Below are 19,320 nucleotides of genomic sequence, written 5' to 3' on the forward strand. Positions count from 1 at the left end.
CCCGTTCGCCCGCGGGCCCCCGCCGGGGAACCCTGCGCTGGGGCGACGCCCCCTCCCCCGGTTCCGTCCGCTAGCGCACATGGCACCCCGGGCGTCCCCCAAAGCGCGAAAAAACGTCTCGCCCTGCATCGCGGGATGCCATTCCGTCAACGCCTTGACGTGGCCGACATCCCACTCGTACTCGATGGAGGTACATCGCATGCTCGGCAGACATACCGCGGCCGGCCGCCGCGTCGCCCTCACCGCTCTCGGCGCCCTCGTCCTCGCCGGGGCCGGATCCGCCGCCACGGCCGCGCCGCCGCCCGCGCCCTCGTCCACGGCCGCGCAGACCCTCGGCGCCGACCGGCCGCCGGCAGCGGTGCTGCGCGCCATGGAGCGTGATCTGAAGCTGAAGCCGGGTCAGGCGGCGGAACGGCTGGTCAACGAGGCGGAGGCGGGCGCCCGTGCGGGCCGTCTGCGCAACGCCCTCGGCAAGCACTTCGCGGGGGCCTGGGTGCGCGGGGCGACCTCCGCCGAGCTCACCGTAGCCACCACCCGTGCAGCCGACGTGTCCGCCATCGAGGCCCAGGGCGCGAAGGCCGCGGTCGTCAAGCAGCCGTTGACCGAGCTCCGGGACGTGAAGAACAAGCTGGACTCGACCGCCCGCAGCCTCAAGACCCGCGACACACCGGTCTGGTACGTGGACGTCCCGGCCAACCGGGTCGTCGTACAGGCGACCAAGCGGTCCGCCGCCACCGCCTTCATCAAGGCAGCCGGCCTCGAGGACAAGGGCGTGGGCATCCGGGTGTCGGCCGAGCGGCCGCGGGTGCTGGACGACGTGGTCGGCGGCGACGCCTACTACATCGAGAGCTCCGCCCGGTGCTCCGTCGGGTTCTCCGTCACCAAGGACGAGCAGCAGGGCTTCGCCTCGGCGGGCCACTGCGGCGACCCGGACGACTCGACCGCCGGCTACAACCTGGCCGACCAGGGCAAGTTCCAGGCGTCCACGTTCCCCAGCAAGGACATGTCCTGGATCGCCGTCAACGGCGACTGGACGGCCACGGCCGAGGTGAAGGGCGAGGGCGGCCAGCGCACGCAGGTCACCGGCTCGGTCCAGGCGCTCGTCGGGGCGTCGATCTGCCGCTCCGGCTCCACCACCGGCTGGCACTGCGGCACCATCCAGCAGCACGACACGAGTGTCAGCTACTCCCAGGGCGTCGTCGACGGCGTCACCGAGACCACGGTGTGCGCGGAGCCGGGTGACTCGGGCGGTCCCTACCTCTCCGGCTCCCAGGCACAGGGTGTGACGTCGGGCGGCTCGGGCAACTGCACGAGCGGCGGGGTCACCTTCTACCAGCCGATCAACCCGATCCTCAGCGACTTCGGGCTCGTCCTGAAGACCACGCCCCCTCAGTCCGGCACTCCCGCTCCGCCGGAGAACGCCGTGGACACCTGGGCCGCGGGCCGCGTCTACGAGGCCGGTGCCACCGTGACCCACGCGGGTGTGCGGTACCAGTGCCTGCAGTCCCACCAGGCACAGGGCGGGTGGTCGCCGGTCGCCACTCCGTCCCTGTGGCAGCGGCTGTAGGAGTCGTACGGCTCGGGCGGTGCGGGAGCTGGTTCCCGCACCGCCCGTTCCCGTTTCCGGCCGCTGTTTGCTCCGCTCCCCCGCCGGCTTCCTAGTCCTCGGCGAGGAGCGCGTACGCGGTGGCGACGAACGCGTCGCGGGCGCGGAACCGGCGGGTGCACAGCGCGACCAGGGCCGTGCCCGTGTCGGGCCGGAAGCCCAGGAAGGCCTGCTGGCCGAGGGTCGCCCCGCTGTGGAAGTACATCGGTCCGCCGTTCGTGGGGTGCCGGAACCATGCCACCGTGTGGATGTGGCGGCGGTCCAGTCCGCGCCGGAGCACCGGGGTGCGTACCGCCCGCAGCGCGCCGGCGAGCGGGGAGCCGGCCGGGTCGAGGTGGGCTTCGAGGAACGTCAGCAGGTCGTGCGGGGTGGCGCGGACGGCACCCGCCGCCTGGAAGCCGCCGGCGTCGAAGGCGAGCGTGGGCGTGCGCCCGTCCTTGCCGTGTCCGACGGCGTCGGTCTTCGGATCCTCCGCCGCCAGGGCGGTGCCGCTCAGGCCGAGCGGCCGCAGCACATGGGCGCCGAGCAGTTCCTCCCACGGCGTGCCGGTCACCGCGGCGACGGCGTGGCCGAGCACGGCGACACCGAAGTTGGAGTAGCGCCACCGGGTGCCGGGCCGGTGACGGGGGCGATGGCGCAGGAAGGCCTCGGTCACCCGCTCGGCCGGATAGCGACCGTAGGGGTCGGTGCGCCAGGCCGGCAGCGCCCGCAGGTAGAAGTCGCCCGGCAGCGCGGGCAGTCCGGCGGTGTGCGTGATGAGGTGGGCGAGGGTCACCGGCGCGCTGTCGGTGCGCCGGTCCGGGTCCAGGCAGGCGGCGGCCGGCTCGCCCCCGGTCAGCAGGCCGCGCTCGACGAGCCGGGCCAGCAGGAGTCCGGTGAACGCCTTCGACGCCGAGCCGATCTCGTAGCGCAGGTCCTGCCGCGGGACCGGCGGGGGTGGCGCGGAGCCGCCGCAGTGCAGGGTGCGGCGGCCGCACCGGGAGACGGCGAGGACGACGTCGGGCGCGTCCACGGCGTCCACCGCGCTCTCCACCCGCTCGCGCAACGCGTCGTCACCGACGGCGCCGGCCGGGACCTGGCCCGCGTGAGGCTCGTCCAGGTCGGGGGCGACCCCCGGCCAGGGCATGGACCGGCCGGTCATGGGGTGGCGTGCGTCAGCTCGGCGAGGGAGCGGGAGGTGGCCAGCACGGAGGCGAAGGCGGCGACCAGCGTCGGGTGGTAGATCATGTCGAACACCTCGTCCGGTTCACCCTCGGGCATCGTGCGTACGGCCGGCATGGCACCGTCGGGCTGCTGCGCGGCGGCGAAGCTCTGCCAGGCCCGTTCGTCCAGGGTGGGCCGGGGCAGACAGGCGTCGACGACGAGGAGTTCGCCGAGCAGGTCCCAGCGCTCGAGGTCCAGCCAGTCGTCGATCCAGACGGGCAGCCAGGTGGCGAGGTAGTCGGCGATGTGCGGCGGCAGGCCTTCGGGGTGCTCGCCCCAGTCGGTGAGGTGGAACACCGTGTGGGTGACGTCGTAGGCGATGTGCCCGCTGACCGTCCAGGGCTCGGGAGTTCGGCCCAGCCAGGTGGAACCGACGATGTCCGCCTCGGCGATGCGGGGCGTGAGGCCGAAGCGGCGCTGGAACGCGGAGAGTCCGAGGCGTCGGGTCGGGTCCAGTTCGAGGGCCGCCCAGCTGTCGAGCCGGTGGTAGAGGACGGTGGCACGCTCCACCTCGGGCTCGCTGTACCCGAGTTCCTTGTACGGGAGGTACACCTCGAACGGGATCGGCGAGAGCGGTTCGATGCGCTGGCCGCGCACCAGCATGCGACCGCCGTCCAGGGTGTGCCGCCAGGTGTGGTCGAGGAGCCGGCGCGCGAGGTCGGCCTGCCGCGATCCGGCCACTCCCTCGCGGAACAGCACCCGGCAGATCAGGGCCAGTTCACCGACCGGCTTGAAGCGCTCCAGGAAGCCCACTTCGGGGTCGACGTCGGGCTCCAGGCGGAATCCGTCGCGATGGGCCCACAGCCACTCCAGGGCGCGAACGCCGACGGTGTGCATGAGACGGGTGTCGGTCATCCGGGCACTCCTTGTCCCGTGTACGCGGCGTCTGAGTCTGCGAAGCCCTCTCCCGCAAGGCACTTGAGGGTCTGTGCCGCCGCGAAGGCGGCCATCAAGGTGGAGTGGTAGCAGCGCAGGAAGTCCGGCTCCCGATCCGCGCCGGGGCCGTCCCCGTGGTCCTGCTCCGGGAGCGCTCCGGAGTCGTGCTGGGCCCGCGCGATCCGGGTCCAGGCATGCCCCAGGGTCGCGGGATCGGGCGGGTCCGGGAGGCTCGCGGCCACGACCAGCAGCTCGCAACTGAGGTCCCACATACCGGCGTCCAGGCAGGTGTCGAGCCAGGGCGGCAGCCAGTGGGCCAGGTAGGCGGCGAGGTCGGCGGGGACGCCAGCCGGGGTGCGGCCCCAGTCGGTGAGATGGAAGACGACGTGGGTGAGCGCGTATCCCGAGGAGCGCTCGAAGGTCCACGGTTCGGGAAGTCCGCCCAGCCAGGTGCGTCGCAGCGCCTGCTCGGCCCGCTCCGGCCGGTGGATGCCGCTGCGCCGCTCGGCCTTCAGGACGCCGAGCCGGCGGGTCGGGTCCTGCTCGGTGAGCCGCCAGCTGCGGGTACGGGCCGTCGTGCCGGCGGCGGCCTCGTACCCGGCGTGCCGCAACCCGGCCGCGGCGAAGACGGAGTAGATCTCCAGGGGGTACGTCGCGAAGGGTTCCAGCCGCTGCAGCCGCAGGAACAGCTCGCCCCGGCCGGTCTGTTGCCAGGCGAAGCGCAACAGGTCGGCCGCGCGGGCGTGCAGCGGGTCGGTCGGCCGCGTGTGCGCGCGGACGCTCGCGCAGGTCTGGGCCAGTTCCCCGAGCGGTTTCCAGGTGGCGTCCACGTGGCCGTCGAGGGTGAGCGCGTCCTCCCCGAGCGCGAAGTCGTCGCGGTGGGCGGACAGCCAGGCGAACGCGGCGGCTGCGACCTCGCGGATCTCGCCGACGCCCGGGGCGCTCACGCCCAGGGCAGTCATACGAGGGCTCCGGCCGTCCGCATGACACGAGCGGCCTGTACCTGAAGGGCGACCCGGGGGTCGTTGCCGCCCATGAGTTCTACGAAGTCCAGCCCGGCTTCGAGGCCGAGCGCGTCGGGGACCCCGTCGAGCAGGGTCAGCCAGCGCCCGGCGCCGGCCGCCTGCTGCCAGTCCCTGCGTCGGACGGCCCGTACGAAGCCCCGGGCCACGTCGACCGGGCGGCGCCGTGCCGCGCGGGCCACGCCGCAGTCCTCGCCGGGTACCGCGAGCGGTGCCAGGACGGCGAGTTGATGCGTCAGCGCCTGCCAGGCCGCCTCGTCGAGCCAGCTTGCGTCGGGTTCGCCGCCCTCGTCCTCGAAGGGCGCACCGGGTGGTCCTTGGGCACCGGTCAGGGGCGTGTCGAGCCGCCGCAGGGTGCGACTCATCGCCCAGTGGCTCCACTTGACGGTGGGCGCCGCGTCGGCGCGGGGCGGGAAGGCCTCCACCGTCTTCCGGAACACGGCTAGTGCCTCCGGATCGGGTGGGGCGGGGAAGAGTACGTGCGGCAGCAGCAGGTCTGCTCCCAACACGCGTACGGCCGCGAGGTCGAGGCTGCCCTCGATCTCCTCCACGGCCCCGGTGCCGATGCCGGACATGCGCACGTGGTCCCCGCCCCGAAGAGCGGAGACCACGTCGGACGCAAGGTCCTGCACCGCGCCCTGCAAGAGGGCCGAAGTGCCTGACTGCTCCATTCAGCCTGCTCCCGTCGTCCGCTCAGCCCTTCTTGGGGCGGGGGGTCGGCGGGGACAGCAGCAGCTTGGTGTCTGCGGAGAGCAGCGCCAGGGCGGCGCACTCACGGCTGTCGCGGAAGACACCGTCGGGTTCGGCAGGGTCAAGTGCCGCCTCGAGGTCGGTCCGGACGCCGGTGAGGTCTTCGAGGGCCTTGTCAACGGAAGGCATATCACCATCTCCTCTGGTTCAGCCATAGCCTTCACGACTCAGATCACCATATGTCCACAAAAGGCGCATCTTTTCCCACAAAACTCACTAGTCCACTTGTTCAACATTTCGGACGAATGATAAAGCTTTAAGCGATAAATCCGTCGCCCTTATCTCGAATTATGCGTTAACAACTGAGCGGTCTCCTGCTAATAATTCGGCCATCGCCACCGCGCCCCGGCACCCCGGGGCCGCCGTTCCCCGAGTCATCCGCACGAGAGGCCCCCTCATGCGCTCGACCAGATACGCCCTCAGATTCGCAGTGTCCTCGTCCGTTCCCTCGACGACATCACCCTGGAGCACGTGCCGCCCCCCTACCCGGGGACGACGAACTCCTGGTGCGCACCACGGTCGTCGGGATATGCGGCTCCGACACCCATGCCGCGGCCGGCCACCAATATCGAGGCCGCCCTCGTCGAGCCACTCGCCACCCCGGTGCAAGCCGTGGCGAAGGCCGGCGATCTCACCGGCCGCACGGTCGCCGTCCTCGGCGCTGGCCCCATCGGCCTGCTCACCCTCCTCGCCGCCCGGCACGCGGGCTCCGCCCGGATCGCCGTCACCGACGTCATGGCCGGCAAGCGTGAGCGCGCGCTGCGGCTCGGCGCCGACGCGGGTTTGCCCGCCGACGCCCCCGACCTGGTCGAACGGACCCACGCCGCGCTCGGCGGTCCGGCCGACGTCGTCCTCAGCCGAGATCGTCACCTCCACCTATCCGCTGGAGGACGCCGCCAAGGCCTTCGCCGCGTCCGTCGATCCCGAGCAGGTCAAGGTGCTGGTCACCATGGACGGTTCGTAGATCGGGGCCAAGATCCGGTGCCCGGACGGGTCCCGGGCAATATGGGAAGCTGCACGACCGAAGCCACGGGGAAGGAGGGGCACGGTGACCGCCCGTACGCGACTGTCGCAGGCCGCCGTCGAGGAGCGTCGCCAGGCGGTGCTCCAGTACGTCGCCGAGCACGGTGAGACCCGTATCGACGACCTTGCCCGGCAGTTCGACGTCAGTCTGATGACGATGCACCGGGACCTGGACGATCTCGCCGGGCGGCATCTGCTGCGCAAGGAGCGCGGCCGGGCCGTCGCCTTCCCCGCCCTCACCATGGAGACCGCCACCCGTTTCCGTGAGAACAGCGCCCTGGCGGCCAAGAACGCCCTGTGCGCGGCCGTCGCCGGCCGGATCCGGCCGGGCAGCACGGTACTCATGGACGACTCGACGACCCTGTTCCCCCTGATCCCCCGGCTGGCCGGGCTGGACCAACTGCACGTCGTCACCAATTCCGTAGGCCTCGCGCAACGACTCGGGTCCGCGCCCGGCGTGAGCGTCACCCTGCTCGGCGGCACCTACCGGGGCGACTTCAACTCCTGCACCGGCCCCAGCGTCACCCGCGCCCTCGCCCAGATCCGGGCCGACCTCGCCCTGATGTCCGCCACCGCCATCATGGAAGGCCGCCTCTTCCACCCCCTGAACGACTACGTCGAGGTGAAGCGGGCCATGATCGCCTCCGCCGAACAGACGCTGCTGCTGGCGGACCACTCGAAGTTCGGCAAGGCCGCCACGTACGCGTACGGCACCGTGGCCGACTACGGCGCCGTCATCACCGACACCGCGACCCCCGACGCCGAACTCGCGGCCATCCACGGCCTCGGAGTCCGCGTCGAGATGGTCGAACCCGAAGAGCCCTCCCCGTGATACACACCCGCTTCGCCACGCCGAGCGCCTAGCGTCCCAGCGAGATCGAGATGGCGACGCCCGCGCCCCCGGTCGAGGCGGTGCTGTTCGACTTCAGCGGCGTACGGGGAACTCACCGCCCCGGACGCCTGGGTCCCCTATCCCGACACCGAACCGATCCTGCGCGCCCTGCGTGAGCGCGGGCTGCGCATCGGCATCGTCAGCGATTTCGCCTGGGACCTGCGCACCCACCTGGCCCACCACGGGCTGGACGATCTGATCGACACCTGCGTCATCTCCTACGAGCAGGGGCGCGAGAAGCCAGACCCGCAGCTGCTCCTCAAGGCCTGCGCCGACCTCGGCACCGCCCCCCGCCCTGCCGTCGGAGCAGCGCACCGGTGAGCGCGGTCTGGCGGAGGTACTGCGGCTCGTCCCCTGACGGCCCGACCGCGGTCGCCGCTGTCGCACGCGACAACCAGTGGTCGACCAAATGATGCGCCCGGATCTCTTCATCCGGATGCGCCCACCCCTTCGACCCTTCAGCAAATCCCCAGCTAGAGGCACCATCTGGGCAATGTGCCACCCGTCACATGGGCGCCGGGAACGAATCTTCCTGTTTACTTGTTCGGACAGTAAACGGCGCGACTGAGCGTCGGTTCGTCACGGCCGCTGCGCGTGCAGCGGCCCCGTCCGCGAAGCAAGGAATGTGATCATGTCGACGGCCTTTGAGTCCTACGACCTCGCCGGTACGCGTCTGTCGAACCGGATCGTGATGGCCCCGATGACCCGCAGCCGTGCCTACGGCCCCGGGCAGTCCCCCACCGACCTGATGGCCGAGTACTACGCGCAGCGGGCGGGCGCCGGGCTGATCGTCACGGAGGGCACCCAGCCGTCGGTGATCGGCCAGGGCTACCCCGACACTCCGGGCATCCACTCCGCCGAGCAGATCGAGGCCTGGCGGCGGGTGACCGACGCCGTGCACGCCAAGGGCGGTGCGATCTACCTGCAGTTGATGCACACCGGCCGGGTCGGCCACCCGTCCCTGATGGGCCTGACGCCGGTCGGCCCCTCCCCGGTCCAGGCCAAGGGGCAGGTCTACACCCACGAGGGTCCTCAGGACTTCGTCACGCCCAAGGAGCTGACCGAGGACGAGATCCAGGAGACGATCGCCGACTACGTCTCGGCCGCCCGCAACGCCGTCGAGGCCGGCTTCGACGGCGTGGAGCTGCACGGCGCCAACGGCTACCTGATCCACCAGTTCCTCGCCCCGAACAGCAACACCCGCACCGACGGCTGGGGCGGCAGCCCTGAGGCGCGCATCCGCTTCGCGGTCGAGACGGCCAAGGCCACCGCCGAGGCGATCGGCGCGGACAAGGTCGGCTTCCGCATCTCGCCGGCCAACCCCTACAACGACATCGAGGAGACCGACCGCACCGACGTCGAGGCCACCTACACCGCCCTCGTGAACGCGCTCGCGCCGCTGAACCTGGCCTACCTGCACCAGATGGAGGCCCCCGAGGTCCGCGACCTCACGTTGCGCCTGCGCAAGGCGTGGCCCACCACCTTCATCCTCAACCCGTTCACCGGCATGGAGCCCACCGGGCCCGAGGAGCTGAAGCTGCTCGAGGACAACACCGCCGACCTCATCGCCTACGGCGGCCTCTTCCTCGCCAACCCCGACCTGCCCACCCGCCTGCGGCAGGGCGGCCCCTTCAACACCCCCGACCGCGCCACCTCCTTCGGCGGCGACCACAAGGGCTACACCGACTATCCCGCCCTCAACTCGTAACCGACGGCACCGAGTCACACCGCGGCGCCTGACGGATCAGGCCGTCAGCGCTTCGCGACGGCCTCCCGCGCGGCGGGCACCACCTCTTGGGCGAAGACGCTCAGCTGCCGGTCGTGATCCTCGTCCGGCCAGTACGAGAAGCCGTTCATGCCGTACTCCCGGTGCAGTTCGGCGATCCGGTCGACCCACTGCTCGACAGGACCGTCGAACGCGCCGCGGGATCTCTGCCTGATCATCCCGTTGAGGTTGTAGCTCTTGCGGAGTCCGGCCGGATCGCGTCCGGCCCGGGCGGCGGCATCGTCGATGCGGGCGACGGCCTCCCCGAGCCGGTCCAGGCCGAGGAAGCCCAGCGAGGGCATCCAGCCGTCGGCCTTGGTGCCGGTCAGCTCCAGCATGCGGGGGCCGTAGGCACCCAGCCAGATCCCGAGCGAGGGCGACGGCGTGGGCCCCGGATGGACACCGGCCACGCGGTAGTACGCGCCGCCGGCCCGCGCCGAGCGCTCACCGCTCCACATGGCCCGGATGACATCGATCGCCTCCGACAGCGCTTCCAGGGACTCCCTCTTGGTCCTGCGCGGACCGCCCATGGCCTCGATGGCCTCCCAGAAGGCGCCCGCGCCCAGACCGAGTTGCAGCCGGCCCCCGGAGAGCAGATCGAAGCTCGCGGCGGCCTTGGCCAGCATCGCGGGCGGACGCAGCGGCAGGTTGGCCACCGTCGGGACGAAGGTCACCCGTTCGGTCCGGGCCGCCAGAAAGGCCATGAGCGTCCAGGTGTCGTAGAAGGCCTTCTGATACGGGTGGTCCTGGACCGTGACGAAGTCCAGACCCTCCCGATCGGCCTGCAGGGCCCGCCGCAACGGTTGGTCTCCGTCGCCCCACACCGGATCGACATTCGCACCGAAAAGGACAGGCAGACCCATGGTTCCACTCCGCTGTCGGCTCGGGGATCTGCGGTCACCGTACTCCATTGGCCGACCAATGGAATGCGTGGGTGAGATGATTCCCCGATCCACACCACACCGGAGGAGCACGCACCATGCCGCCAGCTTCCGAGCCGATGCCGGGAAAGGACGACGCGGTGCCCACCGTCGCCGGCGCCCCCATGAGCGAGGCGATCTTCCGCGCCGCTCGGGTGCACCGGATCATGGCCGGCGGCCTCCTGCGCGAGACAGGCCTGTATCCGGGCCAGGAGTTGCTGATGATGCAGCTCTGGGAGCGTGGTGAGCAGCGTCAGGCGGACCTGATCAGGACGCTCGGCCTGGATCCGTCCACCGTCACGAAGATGCTGCAGCGCCTCGAACAGTCCGGCTTCGTCACCCGCAGGCCGTCCGCCACCGACCGCCGGGCCGTCGTCGTCAGCACGACGCGGGCCGGTCAGGCCCTGCGCGACCGGGTCCTGCAGGCGTGGCGCGACCTGGAGCAGATCACCGTGCACGGCCTCACCGGCGACGAGTGCGAGCAGGCGATGTATCTGCTGTCCCGGATCGAGGCGAACCTCACGGGCAAGAGCGACGACGGCGCCGAGCCGGCCGTTTAGCCGCTCGGCCCGGCCCACGCGGGCCCTGCATCAACCCGCAGTCGGACTACGCCACGAGCGGGCCGGTGCATGCCGCGCGGGCGGCCGCGATCCCGCGGCCGTGCTCCTCGCCCACTGCCCGAGCGGTCCTGGGTACCCATCTGCCAGTACCCATCTGCCAGTCACGACCCTGGCCCCCCACTTATTGGGTCGGCCAATCAAGGGAATGGCATCAGGTCGCGATGGGGCTTCGACGAGGGCCCGCCTGTCAGAACCGGCTCCGGCTCCACCGCCGAGACGTAGTTCACACACGACGTCCTGTCACACATGACGTGTCGCCCTGGTCAGTGGTGCGTATCCCGCTACTCGGCAAGGAGATCACCGTGGAACCGCGCCTCGACTACTTCGGCAACCCCCTCGCAGGGAAGGTGCTCAGGCACATCAACTCGGCAAGCAAGCTGGTGTCGGACTCGACGCTCCCGGCCACGGTCCAGGAACTGGTGAAGATCCGCGCGAGCCAGATCAACGGCTGCGGCTTCTGCACGGACATGCACACCAAGGACGCCGCCCTCGCCGGGGAGAGCGCACAGCGCCTCCACCTGGTCGCCGCCTGGCGCGAGGCCAAGGTCTTCACGGAGGCCGAGCGTGCCGCGCTGGAACTGGCGGAGCAGGGCACGCGCATCGCCGATGCCGCCGCAGGTGTCACCGACGAGGCATGGGCCAACGCCGGCAAGCACTTCGACGAGGACCAGCTCGTGGCCCTGATGTCCCTCCTCGCCGTCATCAACGCCTACAACCGCATCAACGTCATCAACCAGCAGCCTGCCGGGGACTACCAGCCAGGCCAGTTCGGCTGAGGTCGGCTGCCGATGCGTCACGAGAGAGGTGGATCATGACGGGAGCGAAGGGGACACGGCCGGTCCCGTCGGCAGGAGACCCGTCGGCGGGGCTGCGCGCACTCCCCCGTCCCGTCGCCGTCGTGCCGGCGCTGCCGGACCGGATCGAGGAGTTGGCGGTCCCCTTCACCGTGGTGGCCATGGACCTGGTCACCGGCGCTCCGGCACCGCTCGACCACGGAGACCTCGAGTCCGCGCTGCTGGCCGGCGCGGCCATTCCCGGGATGCTGCCTCCGGTGGACCGTGACGTGCGCACGCTCGTCGACGGTGACGTGGTCGCCCACGTGCCGGTCCTGGCCGACCTGCGGGCGGGGACGGCCAGTTCCCCGTGGGACTTCGGGCGCCCTCAGCGGCTGATCGGCACCGCGTCCCGCACGGCGGGGCGCTTCGTCGACGGGCTGCGCATCGACGGGCCCGGGCTGTACCGGGCCGACGGCCCTTCGACGCCATCCGCCGTCACGGGCGGGACGGCGACTTCTTCCGTAGCGGAGGCCGGTCTGTGAGTACCATCGCGTTCCTCAACATCGGCATGCACGGGCACATCAACCCCACCCTGCCGGTCGTGGCCGAGCTGGTCCGGCGCGGCCACACCGTCACGTATCACACGTCGCCCGCGTTCCGTGCGGAGATCGAGTCCACCGGCGCGAAGGTCCACCTGTACCCCGGGCGCGACCAGCCGCTCCCCGATCCGCCGACGCCGGTCACGCTGCTGGAGTCGCTGGCGCGCACCACCGTCGGCCTGCTGCCCGTCGTGCTCGACGATCTGCGCCACGCCCGACCCGAGCTGATCGTCCACGACAGCTCCTGTCTGTGGGGCGCGGTCGCCGCCCGCGAGCTGGGTGTGCCGGCGGCCTCGTCGTTCACCACGTTCGCCTTCAACCGGCATGTCCCCAGCCCGACCCGCGGCTCTTGGGAGCTGTTGGCCGTGGCGCGCAGACAGCCCCGCAGCGTCCAGGGCTACTTGCGGGCCCGCCGGGAGCTGCGCCGCCGCTTCGACGCGCGCGGGCTGCCCCCGCTCGACCTGCTGAACATCCGCCAGCCCGTCAATATCGTCTACACCTCGCGGACGTTGCAGCCCGCCGCCGGGGGCTTCGACGGGTCGTACCGTTTCGTCGGCCCGAGCATCGGGGCCCGCCCGGCCGACCCCTCGTTCGATGCCGAGCTGCTCCAGGACCCGGTGCTGTATGCCTCGCTCGGCACGGTGTTCAACGCCCAGCCCGAGCTGCTGCGCACCTTCGCCACCGCGCTCGCGCCGCTGGGCGGCACCGTGGTCGTCTCCACCGGGCGGACCAATCCCGACGCGCTGGGTCCGTTGCCGGCGAACGTGCTCGCCCTGCGTTTCGTGCCGCAGCCGGAGGTGCTGGCCCGCGCGGCACTGTTCATCACCCATGGCGGGATGAACAGCGTCAACGAGGCCATGTACGCCGGGGTGCCGATGCTGGTGGTGCCGCAGGGCGCCGACCAGCCGATGATCGCCCGTCGCGTGTCGAGCTCGGCGCCGGCCTGTCGATCCGTACCCGGGACATCGCCAAGGGCTCCGTGCGTTCCCTGGCCCGACGCCTGCTGCACGAGCGCGGGTTCCGGACGGCCGCGACCACTGTGCGGGCCGCCAACGGCGGTCAGCTGGTCAGGACCGTGCTCGCCGGGGCGCCCGAACTGCGCGTGCTGGGGCAGGTGCAGCCGTACTCGCCGCTGGCCGATCCGCTGGCCGACCGGCCGGTGTGGGCGTGGCTGCGCCACCACGTCGGGCTGCTGCTGTTCCTGCACAACGTCATGCAGATCTTCGTCGCCGCCGACCGCCGGTACCGCCCCCTGTACAACCGGGCCGTCGGCTCCCAGATCGCCACGCAGCTGCGGCTCGCCGGCTACCGGCCCGACAGCGGTGTCCCCGTGGTGCTGCTCAGCTACAGCGGCGGCGCGCAGGTCGCCACCGGCGCGGTCGACGAACTGCACACCCGGCTGCGCTGCCCGCTGATGGTGATCACGCTCGGCGGGTTCCACAACGGCGCCAACGACCTCACCCACGCCGAGCACGTGCATCAGCTCACCAGCGCCTACGACCGGATAGAGCGCGTCGGTACGTGGATCTTCCCGCAGCGTTGGCGTCTGTTCCGCCGCAGCGGATGGAATCGCGCCCGCCGGGCCGGGAAGATCACCGTGCACCGGCTCGAGCCGGCCACCCACCTCGGTCCGCGCAGCTACATCAGCCCGGAGGAAAGGCTGCCGGACGGCCGCAGCCACCTGGATCGCACGACCGACACCGTGATCACGCTGATCCGCGCCCGGTACGGAGCGTCCACGGGGACGGACAGCCCGCCGCGCTGAGAGCGGGTCAGCTCCCGGGTTCCTCGTCGAGTCCGGAGACCAGGCCGCGCAGGAGGGGGCCGTACTCCGGGTGGGCGAGGGCGAACGCCATCTGGGCGACCAGGTAGTCGGCCGGGTTCCCGGTGTCGTACCAGCGGCCCTTGATGACCTGGCCGTAGACCGCGCGGGTGGCGGCGTAGGCGTTGATGGCGTCGGTCAGGTAGACCTCGCCGGTCCGGTGCTCGTACCAGCGGCGGGTCTGCTCGCGCAGTTCGTCGATGATGCCGGGGGTGACGACGTAGCCGCCGATGGCCGCGTACGACGACGGGGCGGCCGCGGGCTCGGGCTTCTCAACCAGACCGGTGATGCGCAGCTGGCCGTCCCCGAGGTCCTCCTTGACGATGGGCACGCCGTAGCGCTGGGACTCGGTGGGGTCCATCGGCAGCAGGGCCAGCACCGGGCAGCCTGTCTGTTCGTAGGCCCGGATCAGCTGCTGGGCGCGGGGGACCTCGGCCACGAAGACGTCGTCGGGCCACAGCACCAGCACGGGCTCGTCGCCGAAGGCCCGGGCGGCGTTGAGCACCGGGGTGCCGTTGCCGTAGGGACCGTACTGGTCGAGGTAGGTGATGTGGCCCTGGCGGGCCAGCTCCGCGACCTCCTCCACGGCGTCGGCGTACGCCGTCTTGCCGTCCTTGCGGAGTTGCTCGACGAGGGCGGGGTTGGGGCGGAAGTGGTCCTGGATGAGGCTCTTACCGCCGGAGACCACGATGGTGATGTCGGTGATGCCGGAGTCCACCAGCTCGCGCACGGTGTGCTCGATGACCGGCTTGTCGCCGACCGGGAGCATCTCCTTCGGTGTCGCCTTCGTCAGGGGCAGCAGTCGGGAGCCGAGTCCGGCGGCGGGGATCACAGCCCTGCGAATGGTCGGGGACATCACTTCTCTCTCGTCGACGGTCGCGCCGGACCGGCGGGCACGGCACATGGTCGACGCTACCAACGCCTGCGGCGGGCCCGCCGGTCGCCCGTTGCGCCGATCGGCGCGGGACCGCACGGCGGACCCCGGCGGCCGTAGAGCATCCGGCGCCGGGGCGCCATGGGATGGCCTCCAGGTCAGAACACCGCCGTGCGGTACCGCCTGGACGACCTCACGGCGAAGCTCCTCGGCGCCGAGGGCGCCCGGAGGGGGTGACCGATGTGCGCGCCGTGCTCCTCGCCGCCCAGGTGGAGACACGCGCGCTGCTGCCCGGCCCGGACGCCCGCATCGGTCGCGGGACCTTCGGCGCGTGGCCTCGCGCGGCGCCGGCGCACGGGACCGTGGCGGCCTGGCCTCCTCCGACCGGGGTACTCGGCACGAGCAAGCATCCCGTCGGCGCCATGGCGCCAGTCGCACTGTCACAGGTGCGCCACCTGACTGGTCTAGCTTCATATGCTCCCTTCCTTGTCAGATGTGCCCGTAGTGCCACCCGGTCGGGAGGCACCGGACGCGTACGCGATCAGCGCCGAGTTCTACGACATCCTGCAGGCGGACCTGGACAGGGCACGCGTACGCCGTTTCTACGGCCGCGCTGTCCGCGGTGCCCGCCGGGGTGTGCTGGACGTGGGCGCCGGGACCGGACGGGTCACGTTCATGTGCCTGGCTCGATCGCGGGCTCCGGTGTTCGCCGTCGAGCCCACGCGCTGTATGCGCTCCCTGCTGATGACGCGCTTGGCGGCGCTGCCCGTGGACGTGCGGACGCGCGTCACCGTGTACCCGTACCGGCTCGATGAGGCCGCCCTGCGCGAGGTCGCCGACGTGGGAATTTGCCACAACACGGTCGCCTGCCTGCGTCCGACCGCGCGCCGGGCCCTGTGGCCGGCGGTCGCCGACGCGCTCGTGCCCGGAGGTGTTTTCCTCGTCCAGCTTCCGCCAGAGCGCCTTCCGGACGGCGAGGCCACGCATGTCCTCCCGGCCCAGACGATGGGCCGCCACGAGTACGGGGGACGCATGGTGATGTCGGCAGACGCGGACCGGATCCGGACGCGGTTCGACTACTGGGTGCGGGGCGAGAGCGGTGTGCTGCGCGCGTACACCGAAACGTTCTGGATGTGGCCCGCCTCCCGTGCGGAAGTGCTCGGGGAACTGGCGCAGTGCGGGTTCGTCCCGCTGCCCGAACGAGCCGATCCCGCCGTGCTGGCCGTACGGCTCGGGCGGCGTTGACGTGCGCCCTTCGAAGGAGGGTCCGGACGCCGCGCACCCCGCCCTGCCCGCTTGTAGCCTGGTCGTCCAGGACTGGAGGACATCCATGCGCGCCGAGGACGACTCGGGCCCCCTCGACCGGGCGACCAGGCAGTTCATGGCAGCGCGCCCCCAGCTCTTCGGCATCGCGTACCGCGTCCTCGGCAGTGCCGCGGAGGCCGAGGACGTCGTCCAGGAGACGTGGCTGCGGTGGCAGCGGACCGACCGGGCCGAGATCCGGGAGCCGACGGCGTTCCTGGCGACCGTCACGACCCGGCTGGCGATCAACGTCGCCCAGTCCGCCAGGATGCGGCGTGAGTCGTACGTCGGACCGTGGCTTCCGGAGCCCATCGACACCCGTGCTGATCCGCAGCTCGGTGCGGAACGGGCCGAGGCGCTCGACCTGGCGGTGCTCCTCCTCCTCGAGAAGCTCAACCCCGTGGAACGGGCCGCCTACGTGCTGCGGGAGGCCTTCGACTACCCGTACAAGCGGATCGCGGAGATCCTGGAGACGAGCGAAGCCAATACCCGCCAGCTGGTGACCCGCGCCAGGAAGCACCTGGCAGCGGAGCGCAAAGCGCCGGCCGGCCCCACCGCTCACCGGCGCCTGCTGGAGGTGTTCCTCGCCGCGGCCCGGACCGGCGACCTGTCGGAGCTGGAGCAGGTCCTCACGGAGGACGTGGTCAGCTACACCGACGGCGCGGGGATGCGCGGGGCCTCCAGGATCCCGGTCGTCGGGCGCCTTCGCGTCGCCAAGTACCTTGCCGCCTTCGCCCCGCGGTTCTGGCCTCCGACGGACGTCCGCTGGGTCGAGGCCAACGGCAGGCCGGCCGTTCTCGTCTCCGCCCGAGGGGAGGCGGTGGCCCTGCTCTGCGCCGATGTGTCGGAACGGGGTATCGAACGCGTCATGTGGGTCATGACTCCGGCCAAGCTGGCTCCTTACGTGGCCTCGCTGGCCGACTGAGTGCCCGGCTGCGGCCCCGCGGCTGTCACAAGGTGGGCGACCGGTCGGTCAACCAGCTGTCCCGGGCCGGGAGTTCCTCGACGAGGCCAAAGGGTGCATCGACCATGAGCGAGCAGTTCGGGTTGCTCGACCTGTCCATCGAGAAGGTGCCGGCGGTGCCGGCCTGCGCATGCCCGCCGAACTGGGCGGAGACGGCCTAGGGACGAATCCCGAGCAGCTCGTCGCGGCCGGTTTCGCCGCCTGCTTCCACGGCGCCCCGATCCTGGTGGCGCGCCAGGAGGAACTCGACCCCGCCCCGATCTCCGTGGAGGCGACCGTGGCCTTCGGGCGGGATCCTGGAGACGGCGGATACCTGCTGCACATCGACCTGGTGATCAGGTGGCCGCGCATCGACCCGGAGATCGCAGCCCCGCTCCTGGAGAAGGCGGACTCGCGGTGCCCCGACGCGAGGATGGCATCGCAGGGAACACCGACGACCATCACGCTGGCGTCCTGACGGAACCCTGTCACAGATCCCCCGACGGCCCGGTCGTAAGGAGTGACACCCCCTGATCGGAGAAGACCGTGGCTATCACCGAACAACGTCTGTCCACCATGGTGCTGGTGATCGGCACCGGCGGTGCCGGCCTGCGCGCGGCGATCGAGCTGGCCGAGGCCGGTGTCGACGTCCTCGCCGTCGGCAAGCGCCCCAAGGAGGACGCCCACACGGCGCTGGCCGCCGGAGGCATCAACGCGGCGCTGGCCACCATGGACCCCGAGGACAGCTGGCAGCAGCACGCCGCGGACACGATCAAGGAGAGCTACCTGCTCGCCGACCCGCGCACCGTCGAGATCGTCACCCAGGGCGCCGGCCGGGGCATCGACGACCTGGAGCGCTACGGCATGGCCTTCGCCCGGGAGGAGGACGGCCGTATCTCCCAGCGGTTCTTCGGCGCGCACAAGTTCCGGCGGACCGCCTTCGCCGGCGACTACACCGGCCTGGAGATCCAGCGCACGCTCATCAGGCGCGCCGAGCAGCTCGACATCCCCGTGCTCGAAGGCGTCTACATCACCCGGCTCCTGGTGCATGACGGGGCCGTGTTCGGCGCCTACGGCTTCGACCTCGCGAACGGAAGGCGCTACCTGATCCACGCGGACGCGGTCATCCTCGCCGCGGGCGGCCACACGCGTATCTGGCGGCGCACCTCCTCACGGCGCGACGAGAACACGGGGGACTCCTTCCGCCTGGCCGTGGAGGCCGGTGCCCGGCTGCGCGACGCCGAGCTGGTCCAGTTCCATCCCTCCGGGATCATCGAGCCGGAGAACGCGGCCGGCACCCTGGTCAGCGAGGCCGCCCGGGGCGAGGGCGGGATTCTGCGCAACGCCCTCGGGGAACGGTTCATGGCCCGCTACGACCCCGACCGGATGGAGCTGTCCACCCGCGACCGCGTGGCCCTGGCCTCCTACACGGAGATCAAGGAAGGACGGGGCACCCCCAAGGGGGGCGTGTGGCTCGACGTCTCCCATCTGCCCCGGCAGACGATCATGACGCGGCTCCCCCGCGTCTACCAGACGATGCTCGACCTGCAGATGCTCGACATCACCCGCGACCCCATCGAGATCGCGCCCACCGCGCACTACTCGATGGGCGGCGTGTGGGTGCGTCCCGAGGACCACAGCACCGACGTGGCGGGGCTGTACGCCATCGGTGAGGCGTCGAGCGGGCTGCACGGGGCCAATCGCCTCGGCGGGAACAGCCTCATCGAGCTGCTGGTCTTCGGGCGCATCACGGCGCAGGCGGCCGCCGCCTACTCGCAGTCCCTGACCGCGCAGCGCCGGTCGGCGTCGGCCGTCGCCGAGGCCCGTGCGGAGATCGACGCTCTCCTCGCGGCGGACGGGCCCGAGAACGTACGCGCCCTGCAGCGGGCCGTCCGCAACACCATGACCGAGCACGCGGGGGTCGTACGCGACGAGGAGGGCCTGCGTGCGGGGCTGGCAGAGCTCGCCGTGATCGAGAAGCGGATGGCGGACGTCGGTGTGCACCCGGACATCGCGGGCTATCAGGACCTCGCGCACGCCTTCGACCTCAAGTCCGCCGCCCTGGCGGCCCGCGCCACCCTCGAAGCGGCGCTGGAGCGGCGTGAGACCCGTGGCTGTCACAACCGCAGCGACTACCCCGACCTCGATCCCGCTCTGCGGGTCAATCTCGTGTGGTCCCCGAAGACCGGGGTCACCCGCCAAAGCATTCCGAGCGTGCCGGACGAGATCTCCGCCTTGATGGAAGAGGTCTCGACGGACGGAAAACTCGCCGAATGACCTGATGTCGCCGCGCGGAGAAGGTTTCTCGATTCCCGCGAGGCACCTGT

At 71.3% G+C, this 19,320-nt stretch carries 20 protein-coding genes and 1 pseudogene; 14 read left to right on the forward strand and 7 right to left on the reverse strand.

The window, feature by feature from the left end; genetic code table 11:
* Positions 1–199 precede the first annotated feature (199 nt).
* On the forward strand, positions 200–1,567 hold the full coding sequence (locus EJ357_RS04265; protein ID WP_126388753.1) for a trypsin-like serine protease: 1,368 nt from the start codon (positions 200–202) through the stop codon (positions 1,565–1,567).
* A gap of 91 nt (positions 1,568–1,658) precedes the next feature.
* Here the strand turns inward: EJ357_RS04265 and EJ357_RS04270 are convergent, their stop codons facing one another.
* Genes EJ357_RS04270 through EJ357_RS04290 form a run of 5 tightly spaced genes read right to left on the reverse strand, consistent with a single transcriptional unit; the run spans position 1,659 to position 5,586 of the window.
* Positions 1,659–2,747: a serine hydrolase domain-containing protein gene (locus tag EJ357_RS04270; protein ID WP_126388755.1), complete on the reverse strand. Its 1,089-nt coding sequence runs from the start codon at positions 2,745–2,747 to the stop codon at positions 1,659–1,661.
* Positions 2,744–3,664: a DUF6895 family protein gene (locus EJ357_RS04275; protein ID WP_126388757.1), complete on the reverse strand. Its 921-nt coding sequence runs from the start codon at positions 3,662–3,664 to the stop codon at positions 2,744–2,746. Before EJ357_RS04275 ends, EJ357_RS04270 begins: the two co-directional genes overlap by 4 nt.
* Positions 3,661–4,647 carry a DUF6895 family protein gene (locus EJ357_RS04280; RefSeq protein WP_126388759.1) on the reverse strand — a complete coding sequence of 329 codons (987 nt, stop codon included), beginning with the start codon at positions 4,645–4,647 and terminating at the stop codon, positions 3,661–3,663. The genes EJ357_RS04275 and EJ357_RS04280 overlap by 4 nt, the downstream gene beginning before the upstream one ends.
* On the reverse strand, positions 4,644–5,378 hold the full coding sequence (locus EJ357_RS04285) for a hypothetical protein (protein ID WP_126388761.1): 735 nt from the start codon (positions 5,376–5,378) through the stop codon (positions 4,644–4,646). The genes EJ357_RS04280 and EJ357_RS04285 overlap by 4 nt, the downstream gene beginning before the upstream one ends.
* A gap of 22 nt (positions 5,379–5,400) precedes the next feature.
* Positions 5,401–5,586 (reverse strand): hypothetical protein, encoded by a 186-nt coding sequence (locus EJ357_RS04290; protein ID WP_126388763.1) that lies wholly within the window; start codon positions 5,584–5,586, stop codon positions 5,401–5,403.
* A gap of 417 nt (positions 5,587–6,003) precedes the next feature.
* Here EJ357_RS04290 and EJ357_RS50470 point away from each other — a divergent pair, with 417 nt between their 5' ends.
* From EJ357_RS50470 to EJ357_RS04310, 4 genes are all read left to right on the forward strand, one after another.
* Complete coding sequence (locus EJ357_RS50470) at positions 6,004–6,588, forward strand: zinc-binding dehydrogenase (protein WP_323377824.1); 585 nt, start codon at positions 6,004–6,006, stop codon at positions 6,586–6,588.
* Complete coding sequence (locus EJ357_RS04300) at positions 6,506–7,312, forward strand: DeoR/GlpR family DNA-binding transcription regulator (protein ID WP_126388765.1); 807 nt, start codon at positions 6,506–6,508, stop codon at positions 7,310–7,312. The genes EJ357_RS50470 and EJ357_RS04300 overlap by 83 nt, the downstream gene beginning before the upstream one ends.
* 156 nt (positions 7,313–7,468) lie before the next feature.
* A complete protein-coding gene (locus EJ357_RS04305) occupies positions 7,469–7,693 on the forward strand; it encodes an HAD family hydrolase (RefSeq protein WP_126399190.1) in 225 nt (74 codons plus the stop codon).
* Positions 7,694–8,003: 310 nt separating this feature from the next.
* Complete coding sequence (locus tag EJ357_RS04310; protein WP_175647307.1) at positions 8,004–9,080, forward strand: alkene reductase; 1,077 nt, start codon at positions 8,004–8,006, stop codon at positions 9,078–9,080.
* 44 nt (positions 9,081–9,124) lie between these two features.
* Here EJ357_RS04310 and EJ357_RS04315 read toward each other — a convergent pair whose 3' ends face one another.
* Positions 9,125–10,000, reverse strand: a complete 876-nt coding sequence (locus EJ357_RS04315; RefSeq protein ID WP_126388769.1) for an LLM class flavin-dependent oxidoreductase — start codon at positions 9,998–10,000, stop codon at positions 9,125–9,127.
* A 116-nt stretch (positions 10,001–10,116) separates the two neighbouring features.
* Between EJ357_RS04315 and EJ357_RS04320 the strand changes: the two genes are divergently transcribed.
* The 5 genes and pseudogenes from EJ357_RS04320 (at position 10,117) to EJ357_RS49045 (ending at position 13,817) form a co-directional block, all read left to right on the forward strand.
* On the forward strand, positions 10,117–10,617 hold the full coding sequence (locus tag EJ357_RS04320) for a MarR family winged helix-turn-helix transcriptional regulator (RefSeq protein ID WP_126388771.1): 501 nt from the start codon (positions 10,117–10,119) through the stop codon (positions 10,615–10,617).
* Between the two features lie 362 nt (positions 10,618–10,979).
* Positions 10,980–11,453: a carboxymuconolactone decarboxylase family protein gene (locus EJ357_RS04325; protein ID WP_126399192.1), complete on the forward strand. Its 474-nt coding sequence runs from the start codon at positions 10,980–10,982 to the stop codon at positions 11,451–11,453.
* A gap of 35 nt (positions 11,454–11,488) precedes the next feature.
* A complete protein-coding gene (locus tag EJ357_RS04330) occupies positions 11,489–11,995 on the forward strand; it encodes a patatin-like phospholipase family protein (protein WP_175647308.1) in 507 nt (168 codons plus the stop codon).
* Between the two features lie 26 nt (positions 11,996–12,021).
* Positions 12,022–12,927 (forward strand): annotated as a pseudogene (locus tag EJ357_RS49040) (macrolide family glycosyltransferase); the annotation flags it as partial.
* Positions 12,928–13,031: 104 nt separating this feature from the next.
* Entirely contained in the window at positions 13,032–13,817 is a 786-nt protein-coding gene (locus EJ357_RS49045; protein ID WP_228472963.1) for a hypothetical protein, read from the forward strand.
* 7 nt (positions 13,818–13,824) lie between these two features.
* Here the strand turns inward: EJ357_RS49045 and EJ357_RS04340 are convergent, their stop codons facing one another.
* Positions 13,825–14,730: a UTP--glucose-1-phosphate uridylyltransferase gene (locus EJ357_RS04340; protein WP_126388773.1), complete on the reverse strand. Its 906-nt coding sequence runs from the start codon at positions 14,728–14,730 to the stop codon at positions 13,825–13,827.
* 513 nt (positions 14,731–15,243) lie between these two features.
* Here EJ357_RS04340 and EJ357_RS04345 point away from each other — a divergent pair.
* From EJ357_RS04345 to EJ357_RS04360, 4 genes are all read left to right on the forward strand, one after another.
* Positions 15,244–15,993 carry a class I SAM-dependent methyltransferase gene (locus tag EJ357_RS04345; protein WP_228473274.1) on the forward strand — a complete coding sequence of 250 codons (750 nt, stop codon included), beginning with the start codon at positions 15,244–15,246 and terminating at the stop codon, positions 15,991–15,993.
* Positions 15,994–16,078: 85 nt separating this feature from the next.
* The gene (locus EJ357_RS04350; protein WP_126388777.1) at positions 16,079–16,975 is read left to right on the forward strand and encodes an RNA polymerase sigma-70 factor; all 897 of its coding nucleotides are present in this window, start codon (positions 16,079–16,081) and stop codon (positions 16,973–16,975) included.
* Positions 16,976–17,144: 169 nt separating this feature from the next.
* Positions 17,145–17,471 (forward strand): OsmC family protein, encoded by a 327-nt coding sequence (locus tag EJ357_RS04355; RefSeq protein WP_126388779.1) that lies wholly within the window; start codon positions 17,145–17,147, stop codon positions 17,469–17,471.
* Between the two features lie 98 nt (positions 17,472–17,569).
* A complete protein-coding gene (locus EJ357_RS04360; RefSeq protein WP_175647800.1) occupies positions 17,570–19,270 on the forward strand; it encodes an FAD-binding protein in 1,701 nt (566 codons plus the stop codon).
* Positions 19,271–19,320: the final 50 nt, after the last annotated feature.

Source organism: Streptomyces cyaneochromogenes, assembly GCF_003963535.1.
Taxonomy (GTDB): Bacteria; Actinomycetota; Actinomycetes; order Streptomycetales; family Streptomycetaceae; genus Streptomyces; species Streptomyces shaanxiensis.